Below are 21,532 nucleotides of genomic sequence, written 5' to 3'. Positions count from 1 at the left end.
GCATAACACTCCTTTTGCCGGCCCATGATGAGCCTTCTTTGAAGTGTCCGCATTAACGGGTGAGAACCCCCCCACCAAGTACGCGCAATAACGCCTTTATCTTCTTTTTTGTCGAAATAGACTTTCTTGTTCGGCATTGCATCGCCAGTTTTGCCGAAATAAATCTCTCCACGTTTACGCTGCTTTTTAAATTCTTCTTCTGGTAGTGACCAGTGCCTACCTTTGGCTGGCCGTACTACTCGGCCAGAGGGAAGAGTGACGGGGTATCGGTACTTCTCCCTGCGCTCGTTATTCTCAGTCCTAACGTCTAAGGGATAAGTTCTCCAGGGGCCTTTGGGATCGTCGTCTGGGTTCGTGAATCTACTCTGCTGTTCTTCATTGCGGTCGAGGTAGTTCCAGCCATGATCTACGAATGCGTCAGTTTTGCTGTAGGCGAGCACATAGTCGTGATCAGTACTAATTACTCGGCCGTTACTTTTCGGAGTGTATGTTTTTTCCCAAACGGCGCAACACACAAAGTTTTCTTCGCCGAAGATTTCATCGAATAATATTCTCGCGCGATGTATTTCGTTGTCATCCAGTGTCATCCAGATGCTGCCATCATCAGATAGCAACTCCTTTAGGAGATTGATACGCGGCCACATCATGCACAACCACTTGTCGTGCCGTTCGAGGTCTTCCTTGTCTACTGGATTAGCCGATTTCTTGAGCCATTCTTTCATCAGCGGCGAGCGAACGTTGTCGTTGTAGCACCAGCCTTCGTTGCCCGTGTTGTAGGGCGGGTCGATGAAGATGCAATCGACCTTGCCGGCGTGGGTGGGCAGCAGCGCCTTCAGCGCTTCCAGGTTGTCGCCGTGGATTATTAGATTGTCGTCCAGCGAAGGCCGCTTGCCCTCGGCTGGCAGGGACTTGTCCGGCACCACCTGCAACTCGCGGAATGGCACCCCAAGATGGTGGGAATAGACGAACTGCTTGCCCTTGAACTCGAGCGTCGGCATTAAAAGTCCCTTATCCAGTCAAAGCACGCCTTGAAAGCAGGCATTTGTTGTTCGATATCCGCCGCGCTCAGTGCGCGCAACTGATCTTCTTGCTCGATGATGGCGTCTTCGCCTTTTCCCGCTGCACCGGTGACGTGTTCAATACAGCCCTGTCGCCAGATCCAGACCTTATTGGCCTTGAGGTCTTTATGGCTACCTTCGACAATTGCGCATCCATTTTCATCAACGGCAAAGTGCGCCCACGCATCGGCAGCGTTCCAGCCGGTTTTTCTGTCGGTCTGTGGCAAACCGTTTCCGCCCAGCGTGAAACCAACATCCGACTGTAAACGTCCGAGCAGCGCTTTAGCGTTTGCCATATCTTCACTGTCTCTCGGGAGCAGTCCACCCGATCGCGCGTGGGTATAGGCAAAATCCAGATCCGCCACTGCACATGCTTGGATTCCCATAGCAGTTAGCACTGACAATGCTTTCGGGAAATCGGCGCAGGAACCGGGCGAAACGAACGCGATATGATCAAGCTCCGGAGTTTGGTCATAGAGCTTTTCATAGGCAAGCGGCAAAAGTCGCCGATCCGTTTTCCCCTCGCACAGCACGACGCGTTCGGCAAAATAGATTTCTGCTAGATTGCCGAGTTCGAACAGCGTGCGAGCTTGGCTCTCAGCATTCGCGACGGCCTCACGCACGGCTTGGCGCAGGGGCTTTTGCGCAGTTACACCATCCGCAGCAGTCTTGCCCACGATCACCGTATCTGCGGCATTTTCGCGACTGAGCATTAGTGGTGAGTGGGTGGAGAAGACAACTTGGAAGCCGGTCCCGGCGAGGCGCGACAGCGCATGCCGAAGGCGGCGTACACCTTGCGGATGCAGGTAGAGTTCCGGTTCATCGATTAACAGCAGGCGGCGCGATGGTTTTTCTACGTTGGCGCTTCGTGTCTCCGCTAGGTGGCGAATCAACGCCATTTGAATTGCACGCTGTGCGCCAGTGCCGATCTGATCGAACCGGCGCCGATCACCCGTTACTTCGTCGGTGACATGCAAATCTCCCGCCTTAAAAAACTCCTTGATATCCACTATCTGTAAGTCGAGGTCTAGCGTTAGCCCTGGAAAAAAATCACTCAAAACCTTCGATGCGGCCTCGTCGAATTCCCTAAGATGCCGTGAACGGTGCTCTCCATCGGCTGTTAATATTTGGCTGATGGTGTCCAGCGCGTGGCTCAAATCTTCGTGGGCGTCCACAATTGGCGCCATGATTTCGTCAAGCAAGCCCTTTATCGTCGTTCCTGCTTTAGCTTTGCCTAGGTCTTCTCCGAGATCTTTCATGGCCTCGACGTGTAGCGGCTCGGGTAGCAACGCAGACACCGCATCTGGCAGACCTGTTGGGTAAGATCGCCAGTCGCTTGGCTCGCCCTCTTGCGAGCAATGCTCCACCTCCCAAACCTCTCTCGCGGGTTTACTCGTGCCGTTCGCGATGGCTCGGATCCAGAGCCGTCCTTCGCAGCAATAACGCTCGATTGCTTTGCGATGCTTCTGTTCAGGAATGCGCTCCAAAATCTCCGGTTCAATGCCGTCGATGCATGCGGCAACCGCTATAGGCCGGCTTGGATCCTGAAAATCAGAAGTTTTAAGCGTGCTTGGTTTAAGAACCCATCGAATAGCGTCGAGGATCGTTGATTTGCCAGTATTATTTTGGCCAACGAGGGGTGTGTAGCTCTCGAGTGGTAAAGAGATACGCCTACAGGCGCGAAAATTTTCGATAACAAGATGGCTTAAGCGATGCATAAACGGTCCCCCTTTACTGTTAATACATTATTAACCTAATGAATCAAGGCGTTTCACCAAATCCTCCGCGCGCAGATGAGTATACCGGCGTAACATCTGCATACTTCGGTGACCGCTAATAGCCGCCACCTCTTGATCGCTTAAACCTAGCTCGACAAGCCGGCTGACTGCCTCGTGGCGCAGGTCGTGAAACCGAAGGTCTGTGATGCCAGCGTCGCGCTTTGCTTGACGCCAGCTCGGGCCGTACTCGAATCCACTTCTGGTGCCGTCACGGCCTGGCTCTCCGAAGAAGATCAGATCGCAATCGATGGGGCGGACCGGGTTATCGAGTGCTTCCCGAAGTACACGGATCGCTTCACTGCTAAGCGGGACTGCACGGGCCTGATTATTCTTGGTATCGCGCAACAGGGCGATGCGGCGCTCAAGATCAATGTCGGACCGATGGAGGCGCTGTATTTCTCCTACGCGCATCGCGGTCGCCAGCGCCAATCGGATCATGAGCGCCAGCATCGGGTTCGATTGTCCTTTTGCCGCTATCAGCAGGCGTTGTTCTTCATCGGCGTCAAGGCGGCGGTCACGTGGTTTGCCGGGCTTGGGTGACCGGATGGCGCGGCAAGGATTGGCCCAAAGCCCGATACGCCATTCCTTGATCGCAATCTCGAAGATATGGGAGAGCAGGGCGAGCTGTAATCGTACCGTGTCGCGCGATTTGTGCTCGTCGAGCTGTCGGTCGCGGTAGTCGGCGACGACATCAGGCGTGATTGCCACAAGGCTGTATTGGCCCAGGGCCTTGCGTAGCTTTTTGGCTTTGGCTTTGTCGCCGGTCTGCGTGCTGGCTTTCTTGGTCGGTGTGACTTCGCGGAGGTAGCGGTCGATGGCGCCGCTCAGGGTCAGTCGTTCCGCTGGTGCCCGGCGCTGAAACACGCCGCGGGCCATTTCGTCTTCGGTGCGTCGGGCCCAATCCTCGGCGTCGCGTTTGGTACGCCAGGTCTTCGAGCTAGTAGGCCAGCCGGTGCGGCGAATGACCGCTTTCCAGCGGCCGGCAGATGTCTTGGTGAGGGTGGCCATCGCATGGCCTCCAGCGTCGCAAGTGTACCTATAATGTACCTATTGACGTTGAAGAATGCGACTTACAGATGTAAGCCATTGATTTGATGGCTCCCCGGGACGGGCTCGAACCGCCGACCTAGTGATTAACAGTCACCCGCTCTACCAACTGAGCTACCGGGGAACGGCGTTGGCATGCATCGCCCTGCGGCGAAGGTCGCGTATTCTAGGGCGACATGCGGTACTTGGCAAGCCGTCCGGCCGGTGAATCGGGCGGCGATGCGTCAGCTTGTTCTCGGACGCGTTCGCGTCGGCCCGGCCACGCGGCTTTCCTCGGCGCGCCCACTTGTATTTTTAGTACACAGGCCGAACCTCCATCTCATGAGCGATCGATTCAAATTGCAGGCGAACTGGGACCCGGCCGGCGACCAGCCCGCGGCCATCGAGGGGCTCGTAGAAGGGCTGGACGACGGCCTGGCGCACCAGGTGCTGCTGGGCGTGACCGGGTCGGGCAAGACCTTCACGATGGCCAACGTCGCCATGCGGGCGGGGCGGCCCATGCTGATCATGGCGCCGAACAAGACGCTGGCTGCGCAACTCTACGGCGAGATGAAGGAGTTCTTCCCGAACAACGCCGTCGAATATTTCGTCTCCTACTACGACTATTACCAGCCGGAAGCCTATGTGCCGTCGTCGGACACCTTCATCGAGAAGGATTCGTCGATGAACGAGCACATCGAGCAGATGCGGCTGTCGGCCACCAAGGCATTGATCGAACGGCGCGACACGATCGTGGTGGCGTCGGTCTCGGCGATTTACGGTCTGGGCGATCCCCAGGCCTATTTCGCGATGGTGCTGCATCTGGACGAGGGCGAGACGATCGGCCAGCGCGACATCGTCAAGCGCCTGACGGAACTGCAGTACACGCGCAATGACATGGCGCTGGAACGCGGCACCTATCGCGTACGCGGCGAGATCATCGACGTCTTTCCGGCGGAGGCCGATGAGGAGGCTGTGCGCATCGAGCTGTTCGACGACGAGATCGAGCGGCTGTCCTATTTCGATCCGCTCACCGGCACGATCAACCGCAAGGTGCCGCGGCTGACGATCTATCCCAAGACGCATTACGTCACCCCGCGCGATCGCATCGTCGGGGCCATGGATCAGATCAAGGCCGAGATGAAGGAGCGGGTTAAATACTTCGAGTCGCAGAACAAGCTGATCGAGGCCCAGCGGATCGAACAGCGCACGCTCTTCGATCTGGAGATGATCAACGAGATCGGCTTCTGCTCCGGCATCGAGAACTATTCGCGCTATCTCTCCGGGCGCGCGCCGGGCGAGCCGCCGCCCTGTCTGCTTGATTATCTGCCCGACGACGCGATCATGGTGCTGGACGAGTCGCACGTGACCGTTCCCCAGATCGGCGGCATGTACAAGGGCGATCGAGCGCGGAAGGAGACGCTGGTCGAGTACGGCTTCCGTCTGCCTTCGGCGCTGGACAACCGGCCGCTCAAGTTCGAGGAGTTCGAGCGCGTGGCGCCGCAGATGGTCTACGTCTCAGCCACGCCGGGCCCGTACGAGACGGAGCACGCGGACAACACCGTCGAACAGGTCGTGCGCCCGACGGGGCTTGTCGACCCGGATATCGAGGTGCGGCCGGCGGAGAATCAGGTCGACGATCTGCTCTCGGAGGTCCGGGACGTGGTGGCGCGCGAACAGCGGGTGCTGGTGACCGTGCTCAGCAAGCGCATGGCCGAGGATCTGACCGAATATCTGCACGAGGCGGGCGTGCGGGTGCGCTATCTGCACTCCGATATCGACACGGTCGAACGCAGCGAGATCATTCGTGATCTGCGGCTGGGCGAGTTCGACGTCCTGGTCGGCATCAATCTCCTGCGCGAGGGGCTGGATATCCCCGAGGTCGCGCTGGTGGCGGTGCTCGACGCCGACAAGGAGGGCTTCCTGCGGGCCGAGCGCTCGCTGATCCAGACGATGGGCCGGGCAGCGCGCAACGTCGAGGGCCGGGCGGTGCTCTACGCCGACCAGGTCACCGGCTCCATGCGGCGTGCCATCGACGAGACCGAACGGCGCCGCGCCAAGCAGATCGCCTTCAACGAGGAGCACGGCATCACGCCGAAGACGATCGAGAAGGCGGTGGCCGACGTCATGCGTCACGGCTACGAGGATTACTCGAGCGCCAAGGAGCGCAAGAAGGTGGCCGAGGTCGGCGCCGACTATGCGCGCATGTCGGCCAGCCAGCTGGCCAAGGAGATCGACAAGCTCGAGAAGCAGATGTTCAAGCACGCCGAGAACCTTGAGTTCGAGCAGGCCGGCGAGCTGCGCGACCGGATCGCGAAAATCCGCGAACACGCACTGGAGTTGCCGGCCAAGGCGGGCTGATTCGATGTCGCGGCTCGTGGTCATCGAGCCGCGGCACGCGTGATCGGCGAAGAGGCCGGGCCGAGGCTTCGCGAAAGGTGCCGAGCCGCTCCGGGTTGCGGGCGTCGACCGGCGCGATGTGTCCAGCCGCTGTTCGCAGTGCGCGTGGCCGATGGCCGTCCGGCCGCCGCTTCGCCATGTGTTTGACGTATCGCGACCACGGCGGCGGCCGCGCGCTGGCCGGCGGGGAGCGGCGATCGACTGGCGCGAAAGGGGGCGATGCGGTCGTCTCGCCTGCGCAAAGAGGCCGCACGAAAACGCAGCGGTGTGACGCGGTGGCCCGGAACGACGACGATATCGAGCCGTCCTTACGTCTGCCCCGAAGCGTCTGCCGCTATGGCGGCGTTCGGAATGTCTCGGTGGGCGGCTTCGTCGGCGCCGTGCAGGCGATTTTTTGCGTCGCAAGGGTTGTCCCGCCGTTCTGATGGCGGTATCGTCTCGCACTTCGCTAGGCGCGTAGCTCAGTTGGTTAGAGCGCTACCTTGACATGGTAGAGGTCGCTGGTTCGAATCCGGCCGCGCCTACCAGATCTTTCGCAATCGCGGCCTTGCCTCGGTTGCCGTTCGGTCACACGACGTCGGTATCCGGCTTTGCGGAAGTCGAATCCGCCCGGTCTCCCTAGTCGGCAAGCCGGACTTCGGATCGGCCGCCGACACGTGTTGGCGGCCTTTTACGTTCCAGCGGTCCGTCTCCGCTGGCGTCACGCACGCGGCCCCTGGTATCGGCCGCCACTGAAAGGACATCGCGATGCCCGCCATCACACTCCCCGACGGTACCGTCAAGCAGTTCGATCATGCCGTGACCGGCATGCAGGTCGCCGAGTCGATCGGCGCCGGCCTGGCCAAGGCCACGCTCGCGGCGCGCATCGACGGGGAACTGGCCGATGCGTCGGTCCCCATCGATCATGACGCCAGGATCGAGTTGGTCACGGCCCGTGAACAGGACGGCCTGGACATCATCCGGCATTCCTGTGCGCATCTGCTCGGTCAGGCCCTCAAGACGCTGTATCCCGAGGTGCAGATGGCCATCGGCCCGGTCATCGACGACGGGTTCTACTACGACGTCAACATCGGCCGGACGCTGACGCCCGAGGATCTCGAGGCGATCGAGGCGCGCATGCACGAGCTGGCCAGGCGCGACCACGAAGTGATTCGTGAAGTGGTCACCCGGGACAAGGCGCTGGCGACGTTCGTCGATCGTGGCGAGCCCTACAAGCAGGAAATCGTCCGCGAGATTCCGGAAGGCGAGACGATCGCGCTGTATCACCACGAAGACTACGTGGACATGTGCACGGGCCCGCACGTGCCCAACTCGCGGCATCTGCGCCACTTCAAGCTGATGAGCCTGGCCGGCGCCTACTGGCGCGGCGACTCCGACAACGAGATGCTCACGCGCATCTACGGTACCGCCTGGGCCACCGAAAAGGATCTCAAGGCGCACCTGGCATTCCTCGAGGAGGCCAAGAAGCGCGACCATCGCCTGATCGCCCGCAAGCAGGATCTCTTCCATATTCAGGAAGAAGCGCCGGGCATGATCTTCTGGCACGACCGCGGTTGGCAGATCTATCTGCAGATCACCGACTATATCCGTGCGCGGCTGGATCGCGAAGGCTACAAGGAAGTCCACACGCCGTCGCTGATCGACCTGTCCCTGTGGGAGAAATCCGGCCACGCCGAGAAATTCGCCGACGACATGTTCATCACCGGCTCGGAGGACCGCCAGTTCGCGGTCAAGCCGATGAACTGCCCGGCGCATGTGCAGATCTACAACCGGGGCTTGAAGAGCTACCGCGACCTGCCGTTGCGCCTCGCCGAATTCGGCTCCTGTCATCGCAACGAGGCCTCGGGCACGCTTCACGGCCTGATGCGCGTGCGCGGATTCACGCAGGACGATGCGCATATCTTCTGCACCGAATCCCAGATCGGCGACGAGGTCTCCAGGTTCATCGATCTGCTGTACGAAGTCTATGCCGACTTCGGCTTCGACGAGGTGCTGATCAAGCTCTCAACGCGTCCGGAAAAACGCGTGGGCTCCGACGCGGTATGGGACAAGTCCGAGGCCGCGCTGCAACAGTGTCTCGAGGACAAGGGCCTCGCCTTCGACCTGCAGCCCGGCGAAGGCGCGTTCTACGGGCCCAAGATCGAGTTCTCGCTGCGCGACTGCCTCAACCGGGTCTGGCAGCTCGGCACCGCCCAGCTCGATTTCTCCATGCCCGAGCGGCTGGGCGCCGGCTATGTCGACGAGCAGGGCGATCGGCAGGTGCCGGTAATGATCCATCGGGCCATCCTCGGCTCGCTGGAGCGTTTCATCGGGATCCTGATCGAGCACTATGCGGGGTCGCTGCCGCTGTGGCTGTCGCCGAGCCAGGCGGTGCTGCTCAACATCACCGATGCCCAGCGCGATTACCTGCAGGAAACCGAGAAACAGCTCCGCGATTCCGGTCTCCGTGTGGAAACGGACTTGAGAAACGAAAAGATCGGCTACAAGATCCGGGAACATACGATGCAGCGCGTGCCGTATCTGCTCGTGGTCGGCGACCGCGAGGTCGAGGCCGGCGCGGTGGCGGTCCGGACCCGCGAAGGCGAGGATCTGGGACGCATGACCGTGGCGGACTTCGTGGCGATGGCGCTGCAGCGTGTCTCGGAAAGAAAATAACGGTTCGATGGCTGGAACGTTCGTGCGCATCTGCTATACTCGCGCGCTTCGCGTCGGGTGGACTGCCCGCGCGGACGACCGGCTAAGCTAAGGAGGACGCCGAAATCGCTTCTGGACAAAAGGATCGTCGCAACGATGCGATAACTGCGCGCGAAGTCCGCGTGATCGCCCCGGACGGGGAACAGATCGGGATACTGCCGATCGAGGAGGCGCTCGAGCGTGCCGGCGCGTACGATCTCGATCTGGTCGAGGTGTCGCCGAATGCCTCGCCGCCGGTCGCCCGAATCATGGACTACGGCAAGCACATCTTCGAGAAGAAGAAGACACAGCAGGCCGGCAAGCAGAAGCAGAAACAGACGCAGCTCAAGGAAGTGAAGTTTCGACCGGGTACGGATACCGGCGACTACAACATCAAGCTGCGTAAGTTGAAAGAGTTTCTGGAAGAGGGCGACAAGATCAAGATCACGCTGCGTTTTCGTGGTCGTGAGATGGCCCATCAGGAGCTCGGCAAAGAGTTGATGGACCGTGTACGGGACGACCTTGAAGAGCTGGCGTCGGTCGAGCAGCGCCCCGAAATGCAGGGGCGGCTGATGACGATGGTGATGTCGCCGCTCAAGGGCGTGCCGAAGCACAGCAAGAAATAACGCACAGTTCGAGTCAGAGATCTACTATGCCCAAGCTCAAGACCAACCGCGGCGCGGCCAAGCGATTCAAGCGGACCGGCAGCGGCAAGCTGCGCCGGCGCCGTGCGTTCGGCAACCATATCCTGACCAAGAAGGCGACCAAGCGTAAGCGTCGCTTCGCGCAGGGCGCGTTGGTGGCCGAGGCCGATCAGCCGTCCATGGATCGGTTGATTCCGTACAAGTAGGCGCATCGCCCGAGAGTGTTCGCGCAGTCCGCCGTCGGCGGACTGCTTCGGTTTGAAATACAGCAGGTAACGCGAAAATGGCACGAGTCAGTCGCGGCGTGACGGCGAAGGCGCGTCACAAGAAGGTTCTCAAGAAGGCGAAGGGTTATTACGGCGCACGCAGCCGGACCTATCGCGTTGCTCGGCAGGCCGTTTTCAAGGCCGGCCAGTATGCGTATCGCGATCGTCGCAACCGCAAGCGCGAGTTTCGCGCCCTCTGGATCACGCGGATCAATGCGGGCGCGAAAGAGCTGGGGCTGTCCTACAGCGCGCTCATGAACGGTCTGAACAAGGCCGGCATCGAGCTGGACCGCAAGGTTCTGGCGGATCTCGCGGTGCGCGACAAGGCTGCGTTCGCCGCGGTGGTCGAACAGGCGCGCGCCGCCCAGGCCTGACCCGAGTCACGAGCCGGCGGTCGCCGGCTGCGGCGCCCGCGCGCGCCCGGCTTGCTGCAAAGGGAAAGGTCATGGCCTTTCCCTTTTGTTTTTGCGCGATGAGAACGTGACCGGAGGCCGCTCCCGCATGACCACTGATCTAGACCGTCTCCGCAGCGAGGCGCTGGCTGCGATCGCGGATGCCGGTGATCTGCAGGCTCTCGAGGCCCAGCGCGTGGCTCTGCTGGGCAAGAAGGGCAGCGTGACCCGGCGCCTGAAGACGCTGGGGGATCTGCCCGCCGACGAGCGTCGTGCGGCGGGCGGTGCGATCAACGCCCTGAAGCAGGAACTCGGCGAGGCGATCACGGCGCGACGCGAGGTGCTGGAAGCCGAGGCGCGGGCGCAGCGGCTGGCCCAGGAGCGGGTGGATGTGACGCTGCCCGGTCGCGGCCGTCGCCCGGGTGCGATGCATCCGATCACGCTGACGCGGCGCCGCATCGAGTCGCTGTTCGCACGGCGGGGTTTCGAAGTGGTGACCGGCCCCGAAGTCGAGGACGACTACCACAACTTCGAAGCGCTGAACGTGCCGCCGGATCATCCCGCGCGGGCGATGCAGGACACGTTCTATGTCGACGGCGCGCGGCTGCTGTTGCGCACCCATACCTCGCCGGTGCAGATCCGGACCATGGAGGCCCGCCAGCCGCCGATACGCATCATCGCACCGGGGCGTGTCTATCGCTGCGACTCGGATCGCACGCACAGCCCGATGTTCCATCAGGTGGAGGCGTTGTACGTTGCCGAGGCGGTGAACTTCGCCGATCTGCGTGCCGAGCTGCAGTCGTTTCTGGAGGCTTTTTTCGAGACCGAGCTGAAGCTGCGCTTCCGGCCGTCGTACTTTCCGTTCACCGAGCCCTCGGCGGAGGTCGATATCGACGGCCGGGCACTGGGTACCGGCTCCGGCTGGATGGAAGTGCTCGGCTGCGGCATGGTGCACCCGCGCGTGCTCGAGGCGGCCGGGATCGACGGTGCGCGCTATACGGGCTACGCCCTCGGCATGGGCATCGAGCGCCTGGCCATGCTGCGTTACGGCGTCACCGATCTACGCCAGTTCTACGACAACGATCTGCGTTTCCTCGCGCAGTTCGCCTGATCGATCATCGAAGGCCCCGGGAGTCGCGATGCAAGTCAGTGAGCAATGGCTGCGCGAATGGGTCGCCTCGCGCGCCGATATCGATACGATCGCCGAACGCCTGACCATGGCCGGCCTGGAAGTGGACGCCGTCGAGCCGGCCGCGCCGTCGCTCGACCGGGTCGTGATCGGGCGCATCGAGGATACGATGCCCCATCCGGAGGCCGATCGCCTGCGACTGTGCACGGTTGCCGTGGGGGGAGCCGAGCCGCTGTCGATCGTCTGCGGTGCGGCCAACGCCCAGACCGGCGCCCGTGTCCCGGTTGCGCGCGTCGGCGCCGTGCTTGTCGGCGGGGTCGCGATCGAGGCCACGACCATTCGCGGCGTCGCATCCAGCGGCATGCTCTGCAGCGCGAGCGAGCTCGGCCTGGGGACGGACGACGACGGCCTCTGGCAGCTGCCTGACGACGCCCCGGTGGGCACGCCGCTCGCCGATTATCTCCGGCTGCCTGATCACGTGCTCGAGATTGATCTGACGCCCAACCGGGGGGATTGTCTGAGCATGCGCGGCATCGCCCGCGAGGTGGCGATCGACGAGGATCTGCCGCTGGGCGAGCCGGACGTCACCCCCTGCGCCGTTGTGAGCACGGTGCGGCGCGACGTGGGGATCGATGCGCCGGAACGCTGCGCCGGCTATGCGGCACGCTGCATCACGTCGGTAGGCGCGGATGCGGCGACACCGCTCTGGATGGCGGAGCGCCTGCGGCGGGCCGGCGTTCGTCGCATCAACCTGCCGGTGGACGTCGGCAACTATGTGATGCTGGAGCTCGGTCAGCCGATGCACGCCTTCGATGGCGATCGGCTGGTGGGCGCGATCCGCGTGCGGCTCGCGGCGCCGGGCGAACGGATCGAGACCCTCGACGGCGAGACGGTCGCACTTGCCGACGATACGCTGGTCATTGCCGACGACGAGGGGCCCGTCGCCATCGCGGGCGTCATCGGGGGCCAGCGCACCGCCGTCGACGCCACCACGACGCATGTGGTGTTCGAATCGGCCTGCTTCACGCCGTCGGCCGTCGCCGGCCAGGGCCGACGCTACAAGATTCACACGGACGCGCTGCATCGCTTCGAGCGCGGCGTCGATCCCGCACTGCACAGACCGGCACTGGAGCGGGCCAGCGCGCTGCTGATCGCCCACGGTGGCGGCGAGGTCGGTCCGGTGACGCATGTCCGCGGAGAGCCCGTCTGGCCGCAGTCGCGCGAGATCGCGCTGGAAGGCGCCCACGTCGAGCGCCTGCTCGGCCAGCCGGTGGCCGCGGTCGAGATCGAGCGGATCCTCGGCGCACTCGGCATGGTCGTCGAAACAACGGATGAAGATCGCTGGCACGTGGTGCCGCCGAGCTGGCGCTACGACATCGAGCTCGAGGCGGATCTGATCGAGGAGGTCGCACGGATCTACGGCTACGAGCGTCTCCAGAGCGGCACGCAGGGCGTCGATCTGCCGCCGGCCGACGCCGGGGCCGCCGTCGACGACGAGGCGCGTTGGCACGAGACGCTGCGACAGCGCGGCTACAGTGAGGCCATCACCTACAGTTTCGTCGAGCCGGGGCTGCATCGTGCGCTGATGGGCGAGGGCGCGGTGGTCGCGCTGGACAACCCCATTTCGGAGCAGTACGCGGAAATGCGCCGTACCCTCTGGGCCGGGCTGCTGCCCAGCTGGCAGCACAACGTGCGGCGGCAGCAAACGGATGTGCGTCTCTACGAAGCGGGCCTGCGGTTCGAGCCTGATACGGCGGCCGAACACGGGATCGCCCAGATTTCGACGCTGGCCGGCTTGATATGGGGACAGGCCGAAAACACGCATTGGGACCGCCCGTCGCGGGCCGTGGATTTCTTCGACATCAAGGGCGATGTCGAGGCGCTGTTCGCCGGCGTTTCCGGTCGCCTGCGTTTCGACGCAGCCAGCCATCCCGCGCTGCATCCGGGTCGAAGTGCACGCATCCGTTTGGACGGCGAAGCCGTCGGCTGGCTGGGGCAGCTCGCTCCGGAATTCAAGAAGCTAAGCAAAAAAAGTGATTTGCCGTATCTTTTTGAAGTCGATTCGCATGCGCTGAGTGATCGCGGCGGCATTCGCTTCGAATCGCTTTCCGAGCAGCCACGGATACGACGCGACCTCGCCGTAGTCGTTGCCGAGGAGCGGCCGGTGGCCGAACTGATCGATGTGATCGAGGACCTGGATCCGCCGGCGTTGCAGTCGATCGACGTCTTCGACGTCTTTCGCGGAGAGGGCCTTGAGAGAGGATTCAAGAGCGTCGCTTTAGGCTTGATTTTCCAAGATAAAGCGAGCACGCTTACCGACAGAAGCGTGGATACAACAATAAGCGCCGTGGTCGAGGCTCTGGGACGCCGATGCGGTGCACACATCAGGGGTGAATAACGGTGGCACTGACCAAGGCAGATCTGACCGAGTATCTCTTCGAGCAGCTCGGGTTCAACAAGCGCGAGTCCAAGGAGTTTGTCGATTGTTTCTTCGAGGAAGTGCGGTCGACGCTCGAGGACGGCGACTATGTGAAGCTCTCCGGTTTCGGCAACTTCGAACTGCGGGACAAGAACGAGCGGCCCGGCCGCAATCCGAAGACGGGCGAGGAAATACCGATTTCCGCGCGCCGTGTCGTGAGCTTCAAGCCCGGCCAGAAGATGCGCGCCCGTGTCGAGTCCAGCGTTGACGCAGCCCGCTGAATCGCTGCCGGACATTCCAGACAAACGCTACTTCACCATCGGTGAAGTCAGCGAGCTCTGTCGCGTCAAACCGCATGTGCTGCGCTACTGGGAACAGGAGTTCACGCAGCTCAAGCCGGTGAAGCGGCGCGGCAATCGCCGCTACTATCAGCAGCACGACGTGCTCATCGCGCGCGACATCCGCATGCTGCTCTATGAGCAGGGGTTCACGATCCAGGGTGCGCGGCTTCAGCTGCGGAGCAAGGGCCGTACGCTCGCTTCGCTGCCGGCCGCGAGCGCGGCGGATTCGCTGGCGGCGGTTCGGCGTGAACTCGAGGCCATACTTCAAAGGCTCGACTAGGGCTGTCCCCATTGCACGCGAGCCCGCGCCAATCGCTTCGTGAGAAGTGATGATGGACGGCGAGACGAGGCACTGTGCACGCCGCGCACTTGTTCTGCGCCAGCGTGCGACAACGCTGGCTTGCCGACAACAGCGCTTGGCCATTCGGCTTGGGCTGCCCATGAAACCTGACCATGGGAGTGCTGCGGCGTTGCCAGTCTCGATCGGGACTCGCCACGATCGGCGACTCCACACCTTGCCGCATGCGGCGTGCGCTCTTAAACGCGGCGTTCGCATGAAGTGCTGGCAGACGCCGGCGCGAGATGGTCGACGCAGGGGCGAGTTCTGGTATCATGCGCGCTCTGTAATCGGGGTATGGCGCAGCTTGGTAGCGCGTCTGCATGGGGTGCAGAAGGTCGCAGGTTCAAATCCTGCTACCCCGACCAGAACCGGATAAGTCAGCGCGGCCCGCATCATTCATGGTGCGGGCTTTTTCGTGTCCGAGAGGCGTCCCTGCGGATGAACCCACGGCGCGCGCGCCGGTTGTCCCGACGCCGCAGCAAACGCGATAATCACGTTGTGCATGCCTGTACCATCGACAATCTGCGCCGCGGCGTCACGTCGGGCGGTCGTCCGACGTCGCAGCCGCAACCAGGCGTGTCGACGTGACGGCGTATGTGGGTCGCTACGCACCCACGCCCAGCGGCCCGCTCCATCTGGGCTCACTGCTGGCCGCGACCGCGAGCTACGTTGATGCCCGGGCCCATGGCGGTGCCTGGCTGCTGCGTATCGACGACCTCGACGCGGCACGTACCGTGGCCGGTGCGAGCGAGGACATCATCGCGACACTCCGGCGTTTCGGCTTCGAGTGGGATGGGGACATCCTCTATCAGAGTCAGCGCCACGGGGCGCATGCCAAGGCGATCGCATCACTGCTTGCCACGGGCCGCGCGTTTCGCTGCGCCTGTACGCGCCGGGAGCAGAGCGGAGGGCCGGAAGGCCATGAAGGGCCGATCTATCCGGGAACCTGCCGTCGAGGCATGCCGGCAGGCCGTCGCGCACGATCGACGCGGCTATGTGTCGCTGATGTGTCCGTTGCGTGCCCGGACGCGATTCAGGGGCGATATACGCAGCGGCTGGCGCGCGATGTAGGCGATTTCGTGCTAGGCCGCGTCGAGGGCCACGCGGCCTATCAGTTGGCGACGGTGGTCGACGATGCCTGGCAGGGCGTCACGCATGTGGTGCGCGGCGCCGATCTGCTGTCGTCTGCACCTAGACAGATGTATCTGGCCGAGATGCTCGACCTGGCGGCGCCGGTCTATGCCCACATCCCGGTTCTCGTGGATGATCAGGGCCGCAAGCTCAGTAAGAGTACGGGTGCGCTGGGTCTCGCCGACGATGCGCTCGGGCCGCAGCTCGTACGCTGTCTCAGCCTGCTCGGCCAGCGGCCGCTCGCGACACTCGCATGCCGCACGCCGGCCGCGATTCTGCGGTGGGCGATCGATCACTGGAGCCGAGAGGCCGTGCCGCGCTTGGACGCGCTCATCGTGCCCCAAGGCTGAGCCTCACCAGCGTTCCTTGTCCCACCGCCCCGGGTTGGCCCAGTAACGCGAGTTCAGCCAGCTCGGCGTGGTCTTGTAGTCGTGTATGTCGTAGCGGAATACGCCCCAGCCGGGCGCGAGATCCCGCGTCTCCGGAGCTCGCCGGAAACCGAGGGCGATGAAATCCTGAGTCCGCCAGGGATGGCGGTCCGCCGGGGTTGCCTCCTGCAGCGCGGCTGCCACCACGACACTGCCGGCATTCACGTCCCGCAGCCGGCCGATCACGCGCGTGTCGACCGTGGCATCTTTGTCGCCGTGCATCGCGAATACCACGGCGAGATCGTAGCGAGCCGTGTCGCCAAGCTCTTGGAACACCGCCGCGGGCTCGCTCTGCACCACTTCGCCCGCCTGGTCGGCCACGCGCTTGGCGAGATCCGCTCCGCGCCCGGCGGGGGCGACGATCATCAGACGCTCCGGTGCGTGCCGGATGATGATGTCCTGCAAGTGGTCGCGAATGGCGGCGGGGATCTGCGACATGACGGACGGGCTATGCCGAATGGGCTTTCATGATCGCATGGGGATAGGCGATGCGCTGGCGATGCCGCGCACAAAAAAGCCCGGCCTCAGAAGAGGCCGGGCCCCGCAGATGATGCGGTCAGGTCGGGTCGTGCTTATTCGTCGCTGGTGACGTTCAGCTCGACTCGACGGTTCTGAGCGCGGCCGGCGGCCGTCTCGTTGGTCGCAACCGGGTTGGATTCGCCGTGGCCTTCCGTACCGGTGATGCGGGTCGTGCGAATGCCGTGCTCGACCAGATATTCACGCACGGAGTCGACACGACGCTGCGACAGACCCAGGTTGTACTGTTCCGTGCCGATGCTATCGGTGTAGCCATCGATGCGGAATGTGACGTCCGGGCTGGCCTCCAGCGCGTCCACGACGTTGTCGAGGCGATTCTCGGCCTGCATCGTGAGCTTGGAGGAATCGAACTCGAAGGTGACACCCCTGAGAACGATCGGCGCCTTCTTCTCGATCGGGCAGCCACGTGCGTCGACTTCGGTGCCGCGCGGCGTGCCGGGGCACTGGTCGTTGGCGTCGATCACGCCGTCGCCGTCGCTATCCTGCGGCTGGGCCGGCTCGGGTGCCGGCTCGGGCGCAGGTGCACTCGGCGGCGCGCCCAGCGGAACCTGAAGACCGAGCGAAACGATGTGATCGTCGAAGCGCGCATCCTCGTAGTCCGAGCCCAGCACGTCGGCGCTGTCGACCGTGGTGTAGCGGTAGCGATATTCCGCGCGCACCGCGAGACCATAATCGTTGATCTGGTACATGTAACCCAGACCCGCGTCCAGGAAGTCGGCATCGGCGTCGTCGCCGACCTCGGCGCCGTTGATCGAACCGAAGCCCGGCTCGTACTTGCCCCAGGAGGCACCCAGGATGCCGTAGACCGGCAGGGTGTCGCGCGCGGGGAAGAACAGGGCGTCCAGGCCGAACCCGTACAGATCCGCATCGCCCGCGTTATCGCTGCCTGCGGAGTTGCTCAGATCCTGATCCGGATTGAAATAGAAGCCGAACAGCTCGAGATTCAGCCAGCTGTTGATCGGCTTGCCGATCGCCAGCGTCCCGCCGATGCTGTCGTCGCTGTCGACGTTGAGCTGACCGAAGGACGAATCGCTGCCGCCGATCGTGTCGTTGTCGAAGAAGCCGTAGCTGACCATCGGCGCGACGTAAAAACGCTTGTCCTGCGGCGTGTTGTCCTGCGCCATGGCGCCGGCCGAAACGGCCAGGCCAAGCGCACCGGCAACACATGCGGTTAGCGGTTGCTTGAATTGCATAGGTTCTAACTCCCTTGAGCGGGTTTGGGGATTGTTGTGCGGTCCCATTCACCGAAGTGGCGAACTAAGGTTCCCAAACCGGTGACGTGCAATCGGATTATAGAGGGTTCCGGTGGCCAATGGCAATGTGACAAGTGGCTTGTGCCGAAAAAACGAAACTGCAATGATCCTCGCCCTTTTGCTGCCGCCGGAACTCGGAGTCGGAATGGATACGAACGCTGTGAAAAGCCGCATGGAAACGCTGCGCGAGCGGCTTAGCGACCTCAGGGGGTATCTTTGACTATGCCGACAAGAAAGAGCGGCTGACGGAGATCGATGCCGAGCTCGCGCGCGGCGAGCTGTGGGCCGAGAACCCCGATCAGGCGCAGGCGTTCGGCCAGGAGAAGGTGCGTCTGGAAGAGATCGTGGGCCCCATGGACGAGGCCGTGACCACGATCGAGGACAATACCGAATTACTGGAGCTCGCCGCGGCCGAGGATGACGAGTCCGTGATAGCGGATATCGAGAACGACCTCGACAAGGTCGAGTCCCACATCAAGGCGCTCGAGTTCCAGCGCATGTTCTCCGGCGAGGCGGATTCGAGCAACGCGTTCGTCGATATCCAGGCGGGATCCGGCGGCACCGAGGCGCAGGATTGGGCCGAGATGCTGCTGCGAATGTACCTGCGCTGGTTCGAACGGCGGGGGTTCGCCACCGAGGTCACCGAGTACTCACCGGGCGACGTGGCCGGCATCAAGAGCGCGACGGTGGCGGTCACCGGCAGCTACGCCTACGGCTGGCTGCGCACGGAGACGGGCGTACACCGCCTGGTGCGAAAATCGCCGTTCGACTCGGGCGCGCGCCGGCATACGTCGTTCGCGGCGGTCTTCGTCGCCCCTGAGATCGACGACGAGATCGATATCGAGATCGACCCGTCGGATCTGCGTGTCGACGTCTATCGCGCCAGCGGCGCCGGCGGCCAGCACGTCAACCGCACGGAGTCGGCCGTGCGTATCACGCACGCCCCCACGGGGATCGTGGTCCAGTGTCAGAACGACCGCTCGCAGCACAAGAACCGCGCGACGGCGATGAAGCAGTTGCAGTCGAAGCTCTACGAGCGCGAACTGGCGGCACGACGCGAGGCCGCGGAAGCCACCGAGGCGGGCAAGTCCGACATCGGCTGGGGCAGCCAGATCCGCTCGTACGTGCTGGATCAGTCCCGTATCAAGGATCTGCGCACCGGCGTCGAGGTCGGCAACACGCAGGGCGTGCTCGACGGCGATCTGGATCAGTTCGTGGAAGAAAGTCTCAAGCAAGGTCTCTGAGGACATCCGATGACCGATTCCAACGCCGGTGACGGCGATACCCACCGTCTGGTGGCTCAGCGCAAGGAAAAGCTCGCGCGCTGGCGCGAGGCGGGTGCGGCCTTTCCCAACGACTTCCGGCCCGATGCGCTCGCCGGGGAGCTGCAGCGTGCGCACGTCGACGACGATGCCGAGACGCTGGACAGCGCCGGTCGTCGGGTCGCGGTGGCCGGCCGCCTGCTGGCCAAACGGGTCATGGGCAAGCTCAGTTTCGCGACCCTGCAGGATCGTAGCGGCCGCATTCAGCTGTTCGTGCAGCGGGATCTGCTCGGCGCGGAGGCCTACCAGGCGTTCAAGCAGCTCGACATCGGCGACGTGGTCGGTGCCGCGGGCGCGCTGTCGCGTACGAACAAGGGCGAGCTGTCCGTGCGCGCGACGGAGCTGCGGCTGCTGACCAAGTCGCTGCGCCCGCTGCCCGAGAAATGGCACGGCCTGTCGGACACCGAGGCCCGCTACCGGCAGCGTTATGTCGATCTGATCATGAATCCGGAGGTCCGGGCGGTGTTCCGGGCCCGCAGCGCGCTCGTGCGCGGCGTGCGCGACTTTTTCGAAGATCGCGATTTCCTCGAAGTCGAAACGCCCATGCTGCAGGCGATTCCGGGCGGGGCCAGCGCGCGGCCGTTCGTGACCCACTACAACGCGCTCGATCACGACTTCTACCTGCGTGTGGCGCCCGAGCTCTATCTCAAGCGGCTGGTGGTCGGGGGGCTCGAGCGCGTGTTCGAACTCAATCGCAACTTCCGCAACGAGGGCCTGTCGACACGGCACAACCCCGAATTCACCATGCTCGAGTTCTATCAGGCCTACGCGGATTACCGCGATCTGATGGATCTGATCGAGACTCTCCTGCGCGGGCTGTCGGAACGCATGGCCACCCGGCACGCCGATGCCTGCAACGCGGACGCAGTGCGCCTCGAAGCGGCATTCGAGCGGCTCTCGATGCGTGATGCGGTGTTGAAGTACAACGACAGGATCACGCCGCAGATCGTTGATGATGAAGCCGCGCTCAAATCAGCCGCCGAGGCGGCGGGCGTCAAGGGTGAAGCGAGCTGGGGCCACGGCAAATGGTTGACCGAACTCTTCGAGGCGACCGTGGAACACCGGCTGATCGAGCCGACCTTCATCACCGATTATCCCGCCGAAGTGTCGCCGCTGGCGCGCCGGCGCGACGACGCTCCCGAGGTCACCGAGCGCTTCGAGCTGTTCATCGCGGGTCGCGAGATCGCCAACGGCTTTTCCGAACTCAATGACGCCGAGGACCAGGCCGAGCGGTTCGCCGCCCAGGCCGATGCCAAAGCCGCCGGCGACGACGAGGCGATGTACTACGACGCCGACTACGTCGCCGCGCTCGAGTACGGCCTGCCCCCGACGGCCGGCGCCGGAATCGGTATCGATCGGCTGGTGATGCTGCTCACCGGTCGCAGCGCGATCCGCGACGTGCTCCTGTTCCCGCAGCTACGCCCGCAGGGCGGGGGGGCGTCCTAGTCGGGCGTCGCGTAGGGCAGGTCCAGCAATTCGAGTGCGGTCGATCCCGCCCTCAGCGCCGAGCCGGCGCCGTCGATCCGCAGCACGGCGAGCAGGCGACCGTGTCCGCCGTCGCCCGCTGTGGGCGCCGCGCTGACCACGGTGCCCTGGACGCGGTCGGCGTCGTCGATGATCTCGTCGCCCGGGGCCGGCTCGTCGCCACGCCAGGCCAGCCGATGCAGCCGGCGTGTGAGACGGCCACGGTAATGCAGCCGCGCGATGACCTCCTGGCCCGGATAGCAGCCCTTGTCGAAATCGATGGCGAGCAGCCAGTGAAGGTTGAGCATCTGCGGCACGAACAGCCCCCGGGTCGCGCCCACGAGCTCCGGCACGCCCGCGTCGATGCACGCCAGCGCCCATTCCGGAGCCTCGGTGTTCAGCGAGTTCTCGGGCGGATGCGCGTCGGCCGTGCCGATCCACAACGCGCGCGCTGTGCCGTCCGCGGTCGGCGGCAGCCCGAGCAGTCGGGCATCGTCGAGCGCGGTCAGTCGATTCGCCGACGGCAGGTCGGGGCCGAGGAGGCCGGCGAGTCGATAGCGGTCGGAGACATCGGTCAGCGTGACGCGGGCGCGCAGCACATACATGCGCAGCCGTTGCAGCACGGCGTCGATGAGCGTGGACGGCAGTATGAGCAGATAGCCGTCGTCCGCCTGCTCGAGGACCTGCGCGAGCAGGATGGCGCGCCCCTTGGCATCGCACCAGGCGGCGAGAAAATGTCGGTCGCTGCCGAGCCGCAGCACATCGTTGGTCAGCTGGGCGCGCAGGAACGTCCCGGCGTCGTCGCCGCTGACCTCGATCACACCCAACGGGGCTCGTCCGGCTTCGCTCATGGCTGCATCCAAATCGATCATCGTCCGTATTCTAGACCGCCCGTAAAGATAGCCGCAGCGGCGCGTCCGGGCAGCGATTC

General features: G+C 63.5%; 19 protein-coding genes and 3 tRNA genes. 15 read left to right on the top strand and 7 right to left on the bottom strand.

Annotated features, from left to right (window positions below; translation table 11 throughout):
• The 4 genes from SAHL_RS02570 to SAHL_RS02555 all read right to left on the bottom strand — a co-directional run.
• On the bottom strand, positions 1–998 hold a 998-nt coding region (locus SAHL_RS02570; RefSeq protein WP_148045458.1), incomplete at its 3' end, for a site-specific DNA-methyltransferase.
• Positions 998–2,776, bottom strand: a complete 1,779-nt coding sequence (locus SAHL_RS02565; protein WP_123589843.1) for an ATP-dependent nuclease — start codon at positions 2,774–2,776, stop codon at positions 998–1,000. The genes SAHL_RS02570 and SAHL_RS02565, both read right to left, overlap by 1 nt.
• Positions 2,777–2,806: 30 nt before the next feature.
• Complete coding sequence (locus SAHL_RS02560) at positions 2,807–3,844, bottom strand: tyrosine-type recombinase/integrase (protein WP_123589842.1); 1,038 nt, start codon at positions 3,842–3,844, stop codon at positions 2,807–2,809.
• A gap of 87 nt (positions 3,845–3,931) precedes the next feature.
• Positions 3,932–4,007, bottom strand: a tRNA-Asn gene (locus SAHL_RS02555).
• A gap of 197 nt (positions 4,008–4,204) precedes the next feature.
• Between SAHL_RS02555 and uvrB the strand changes: the two genes are divergently transcribed.
• The 12 genes from uvrB to gluQRS all read left to right on the top strand — a co-directional run bounded on the left by uvrB (position 4,205) and on the right by gluQRS (position 15,947).
• Positions 4,205–6,223, top strand: coding sequence for an excinuclease ABC subunit UvrB (gene uvrB, locus SAHL_RS02550; protein ID WP_123589841.1), 2,019 nt, complete (start codon positions 4,205–4,207; stop codon positions 6,221–6,223).
• A gap of 489 nt (positions 6,224–6,712) precedes the next feature.
• Positions 6,713–6,789 (top strand) — tRNA-Val (locus tag SAHL_RS02545).
• Positions 6,790–7,009: 220 nt separating this feature from the next.
• Complete coding sequence (thrS, locus tag SAHL_RS02540) at positions 7,010–8,917, top strand: threonine--tRNA ligase (RefSeq protein WP_123589840.1); 1,908 nt, start codon at positions 7,010–7,012, stop codon at positions 8,915–8,917.
• 104 nt (positions 8,918–9,021) lie between these two features.
• Positions 9,022–9,561: a translation initiation factor IF-3 gene (gene infC / locus SAHL_RS02535; RefSeq protein ID WP_123589839.1), complete on the top strand. Its 540-nt coding sequence runs from the start codon at positions 9,022–9,024 to the stop codon at positions 9,559–9,561.
• 26 nt (positions 9,562–9,587) lie between these two features.
• The gene (gene rpmI / locus SAHL_RS02530) at positions 9,588–9,785 is read left to right on the top strand and encodes a 50S ribosomal protein L35 (RefSeq protein ID WP_123589838.1); all 198 of its coding nucleotides are present in this window, start codon (positions 9,588–9,590) and stop codon (positions 9,783–9,785) included.
• A gap of 77 nt (positions 9,786–9,862) precedes the next feature.
• Positions 9,863–10,219 carry a 50S ribosomal protein L20 gene (rplT, locus tag SAHL_RS02525; protein ID WP_123589837.1) on the top strand — a complete coding sequence of 119 codons (357 nt, stop codon included), beginning with the start codon at positions 9,863–9,865 and terminating at the stop codon, positions 10,217–10,219.
• Positions 10,220–10,346: 127 nt separating this feature from the next.
• Positions 10,347–11,348 (top strand): phenylalanine--tRNA ligase subunit alpha, encoded by a 1,002-nt coding sequence (gene pheS, locus SAHL_RS02520; RefSeq protein ID WP_123589836.1) that lies wholly within the window; start codon positions 10,347–10,349, stop codon positions 11,346–11,348.
• A 28-nt stretch (positions 11,349–11,376) separates the two neighbouring features.
• Positions 11,377–13,764, top strand: coding sequence for a phenylalanine--tRNA ligase subunit beta (gene pheT, locus SAHL_RS02515; RefSeq protein WP_123589835.1), 2,388 nt, complete (start codon positions 11,377–11,379; stop codon positions 13,762–13,764).
• A gap of 2 nt (positions 13,765–13,766) precedes the next feature.
• Entirely contained in the window at positions 13,767–14,066 is a 300-nt protein-coding gene (locus tag SAHL_RS02510; protein ID WP_123589834.1) for an integration host factor subunit alpha, read from the top strand.
• Positions 14,050–14,406, top strand: coding sequence for a MerR family transcriptional regulator (locus tag SAHL_RS02505; RefSeq protein ID WP_123589833.1), 357 nt, complete (start codon positions 14,050–14,052; stop codon positions 14,404–14,406). The genes SAHL_RS02510 and SAHL_RS02505 overlap by 17 nt, the downstream gene beginning before the upstream one ends.
• A gap of 348 nt (positions 14,407–14,754) precedes the next feature.
• A tRNA-Pro gene (locus SAHL_RS02500) sits at positions 14,755–14,831 on the top strand.
• A gap of 219 nt (positions 14,832–15,050) precedes the next feature.
• Positions 15,051–15,947 (top strand): tRNA glutamyl-Q(34) synthetase GluQRS, encoded by an 897-nt coding sequence (gene gluQRS, locus SAHL_RS02495; protein WP_123589832.1) that lies wholly within the window; start codon positions 15,051–15,053, stop codon positions 15,945–15,947.
• A 3-nt stretch (positions 15,948–15,950) separates the two neighbouring features.
• Here the strand turns inward: gluQRS and SAHL_RS02490 are convergent, their stop codons facing one another.
• On the bottom strand, positions 15,951–16,430 hold the full coding sequence (locus SAHL_RS02490; RefSeq protein ID WP_148045456.1) for a DUF6231 family protein: 480 nt from the start codon (positions 16,428–16,430) through the stop codon (positions 15,951–15,953).
• A 167-nt stretch (positions 16,431–16,597) separates the two neighbouring features.
• Complete coding sequence (locus SAHL_RS02485; protein ID WP_184947216.1) at positions 16,598–17,755, bottom strand: OmpA family protein; 1,158 nt, start codon at positions 17,753–17,755, stop codon at positions 16,598–16,600.
• Between the two features lie 112 nt (positions 17,756–17,867).
• Here SAHL_RS02485 and SAHL_RS17705 point away from each other — a divergent pair, with 112 nt between their 5' ends.
• The 3 genes from SAHL_RS17705 to lysS all read left to right on the top strand — a co-directional run bounded on the left by SAHL_RS17705 (position 17,868) and on the right by lysS (position 20,583).
• Positions 17,868–18,035, top strand: a complete 168-nt coding sequence (locus tag SAHL_RS17705) for a hypothetical protein (protein ID WP_184947222.1) — start codon at positions 17,868–17,870, stop codon at positions 18,033–18,035.
• A protein-coding gene (gene prfB / locus SAHL_RS02480; protein WP_123589829.1) for a peptide chain release factor 2 occupies positions 17,961–19,059 on the top strand; the annotation gives its coding sequence in 2 pieces (ribosomal slippage) (positions 17,961–18,032 and positions 18,034–19,059; 1,098 coding nt in all). Before SAHL_RS17705 ends, prfB begins: the two co-directional genes overlap by 75 nt.
• A gap of 9 nt (positions 19,060–19,068) precedes the next feature.
• The gene (gene lysS, locus SAHL_RS02475) at positions 19,069–20,583 is read left to right on the top strand and encodes a lysine--tRNA ligase (RefSeq protein WP_123589828.1); all 1,515 of its coding nucleotides are present in this window, start codon (positions 19,069–19,071) and stop codon (positions 20,581–20,583) included.
• Here the strand turns inward: lysS and ygfZ are convergent.
• Entirely contained in the window at positions 20,580–21,452 is an 873-nt protein-coding gene (ygfZ, locus tag SAHL_RS02470) for a CAF17-like 4Fe-4S cluster assembly/insertion protein YgfZ (protein ID WP_184947214.1), read from the bottom strand. The two genes, lysS and ygfZ, sit on opposite strands and share 4 nt — an antisense overlap.
• Between the last annotated feature and the right edge of the window lie 80 nt (positions 21,453–21,532).

This window comes from Salinisphaera orenii subsp. halophila YIM 95161 (assembly GCF_003732545.1).
GTDB lineage: Bacteria > Pseudomonadota > Gammaproteobacteria > Nevskiales > Salinisphaeraceae > Salinisphaera > Salinisphaera orenii_A.
The sequence above is the reverse complement of the archived record's forward strand: the minus strand, read 5'-3'. Positions and strand labels throughout refer to the sequence as shown.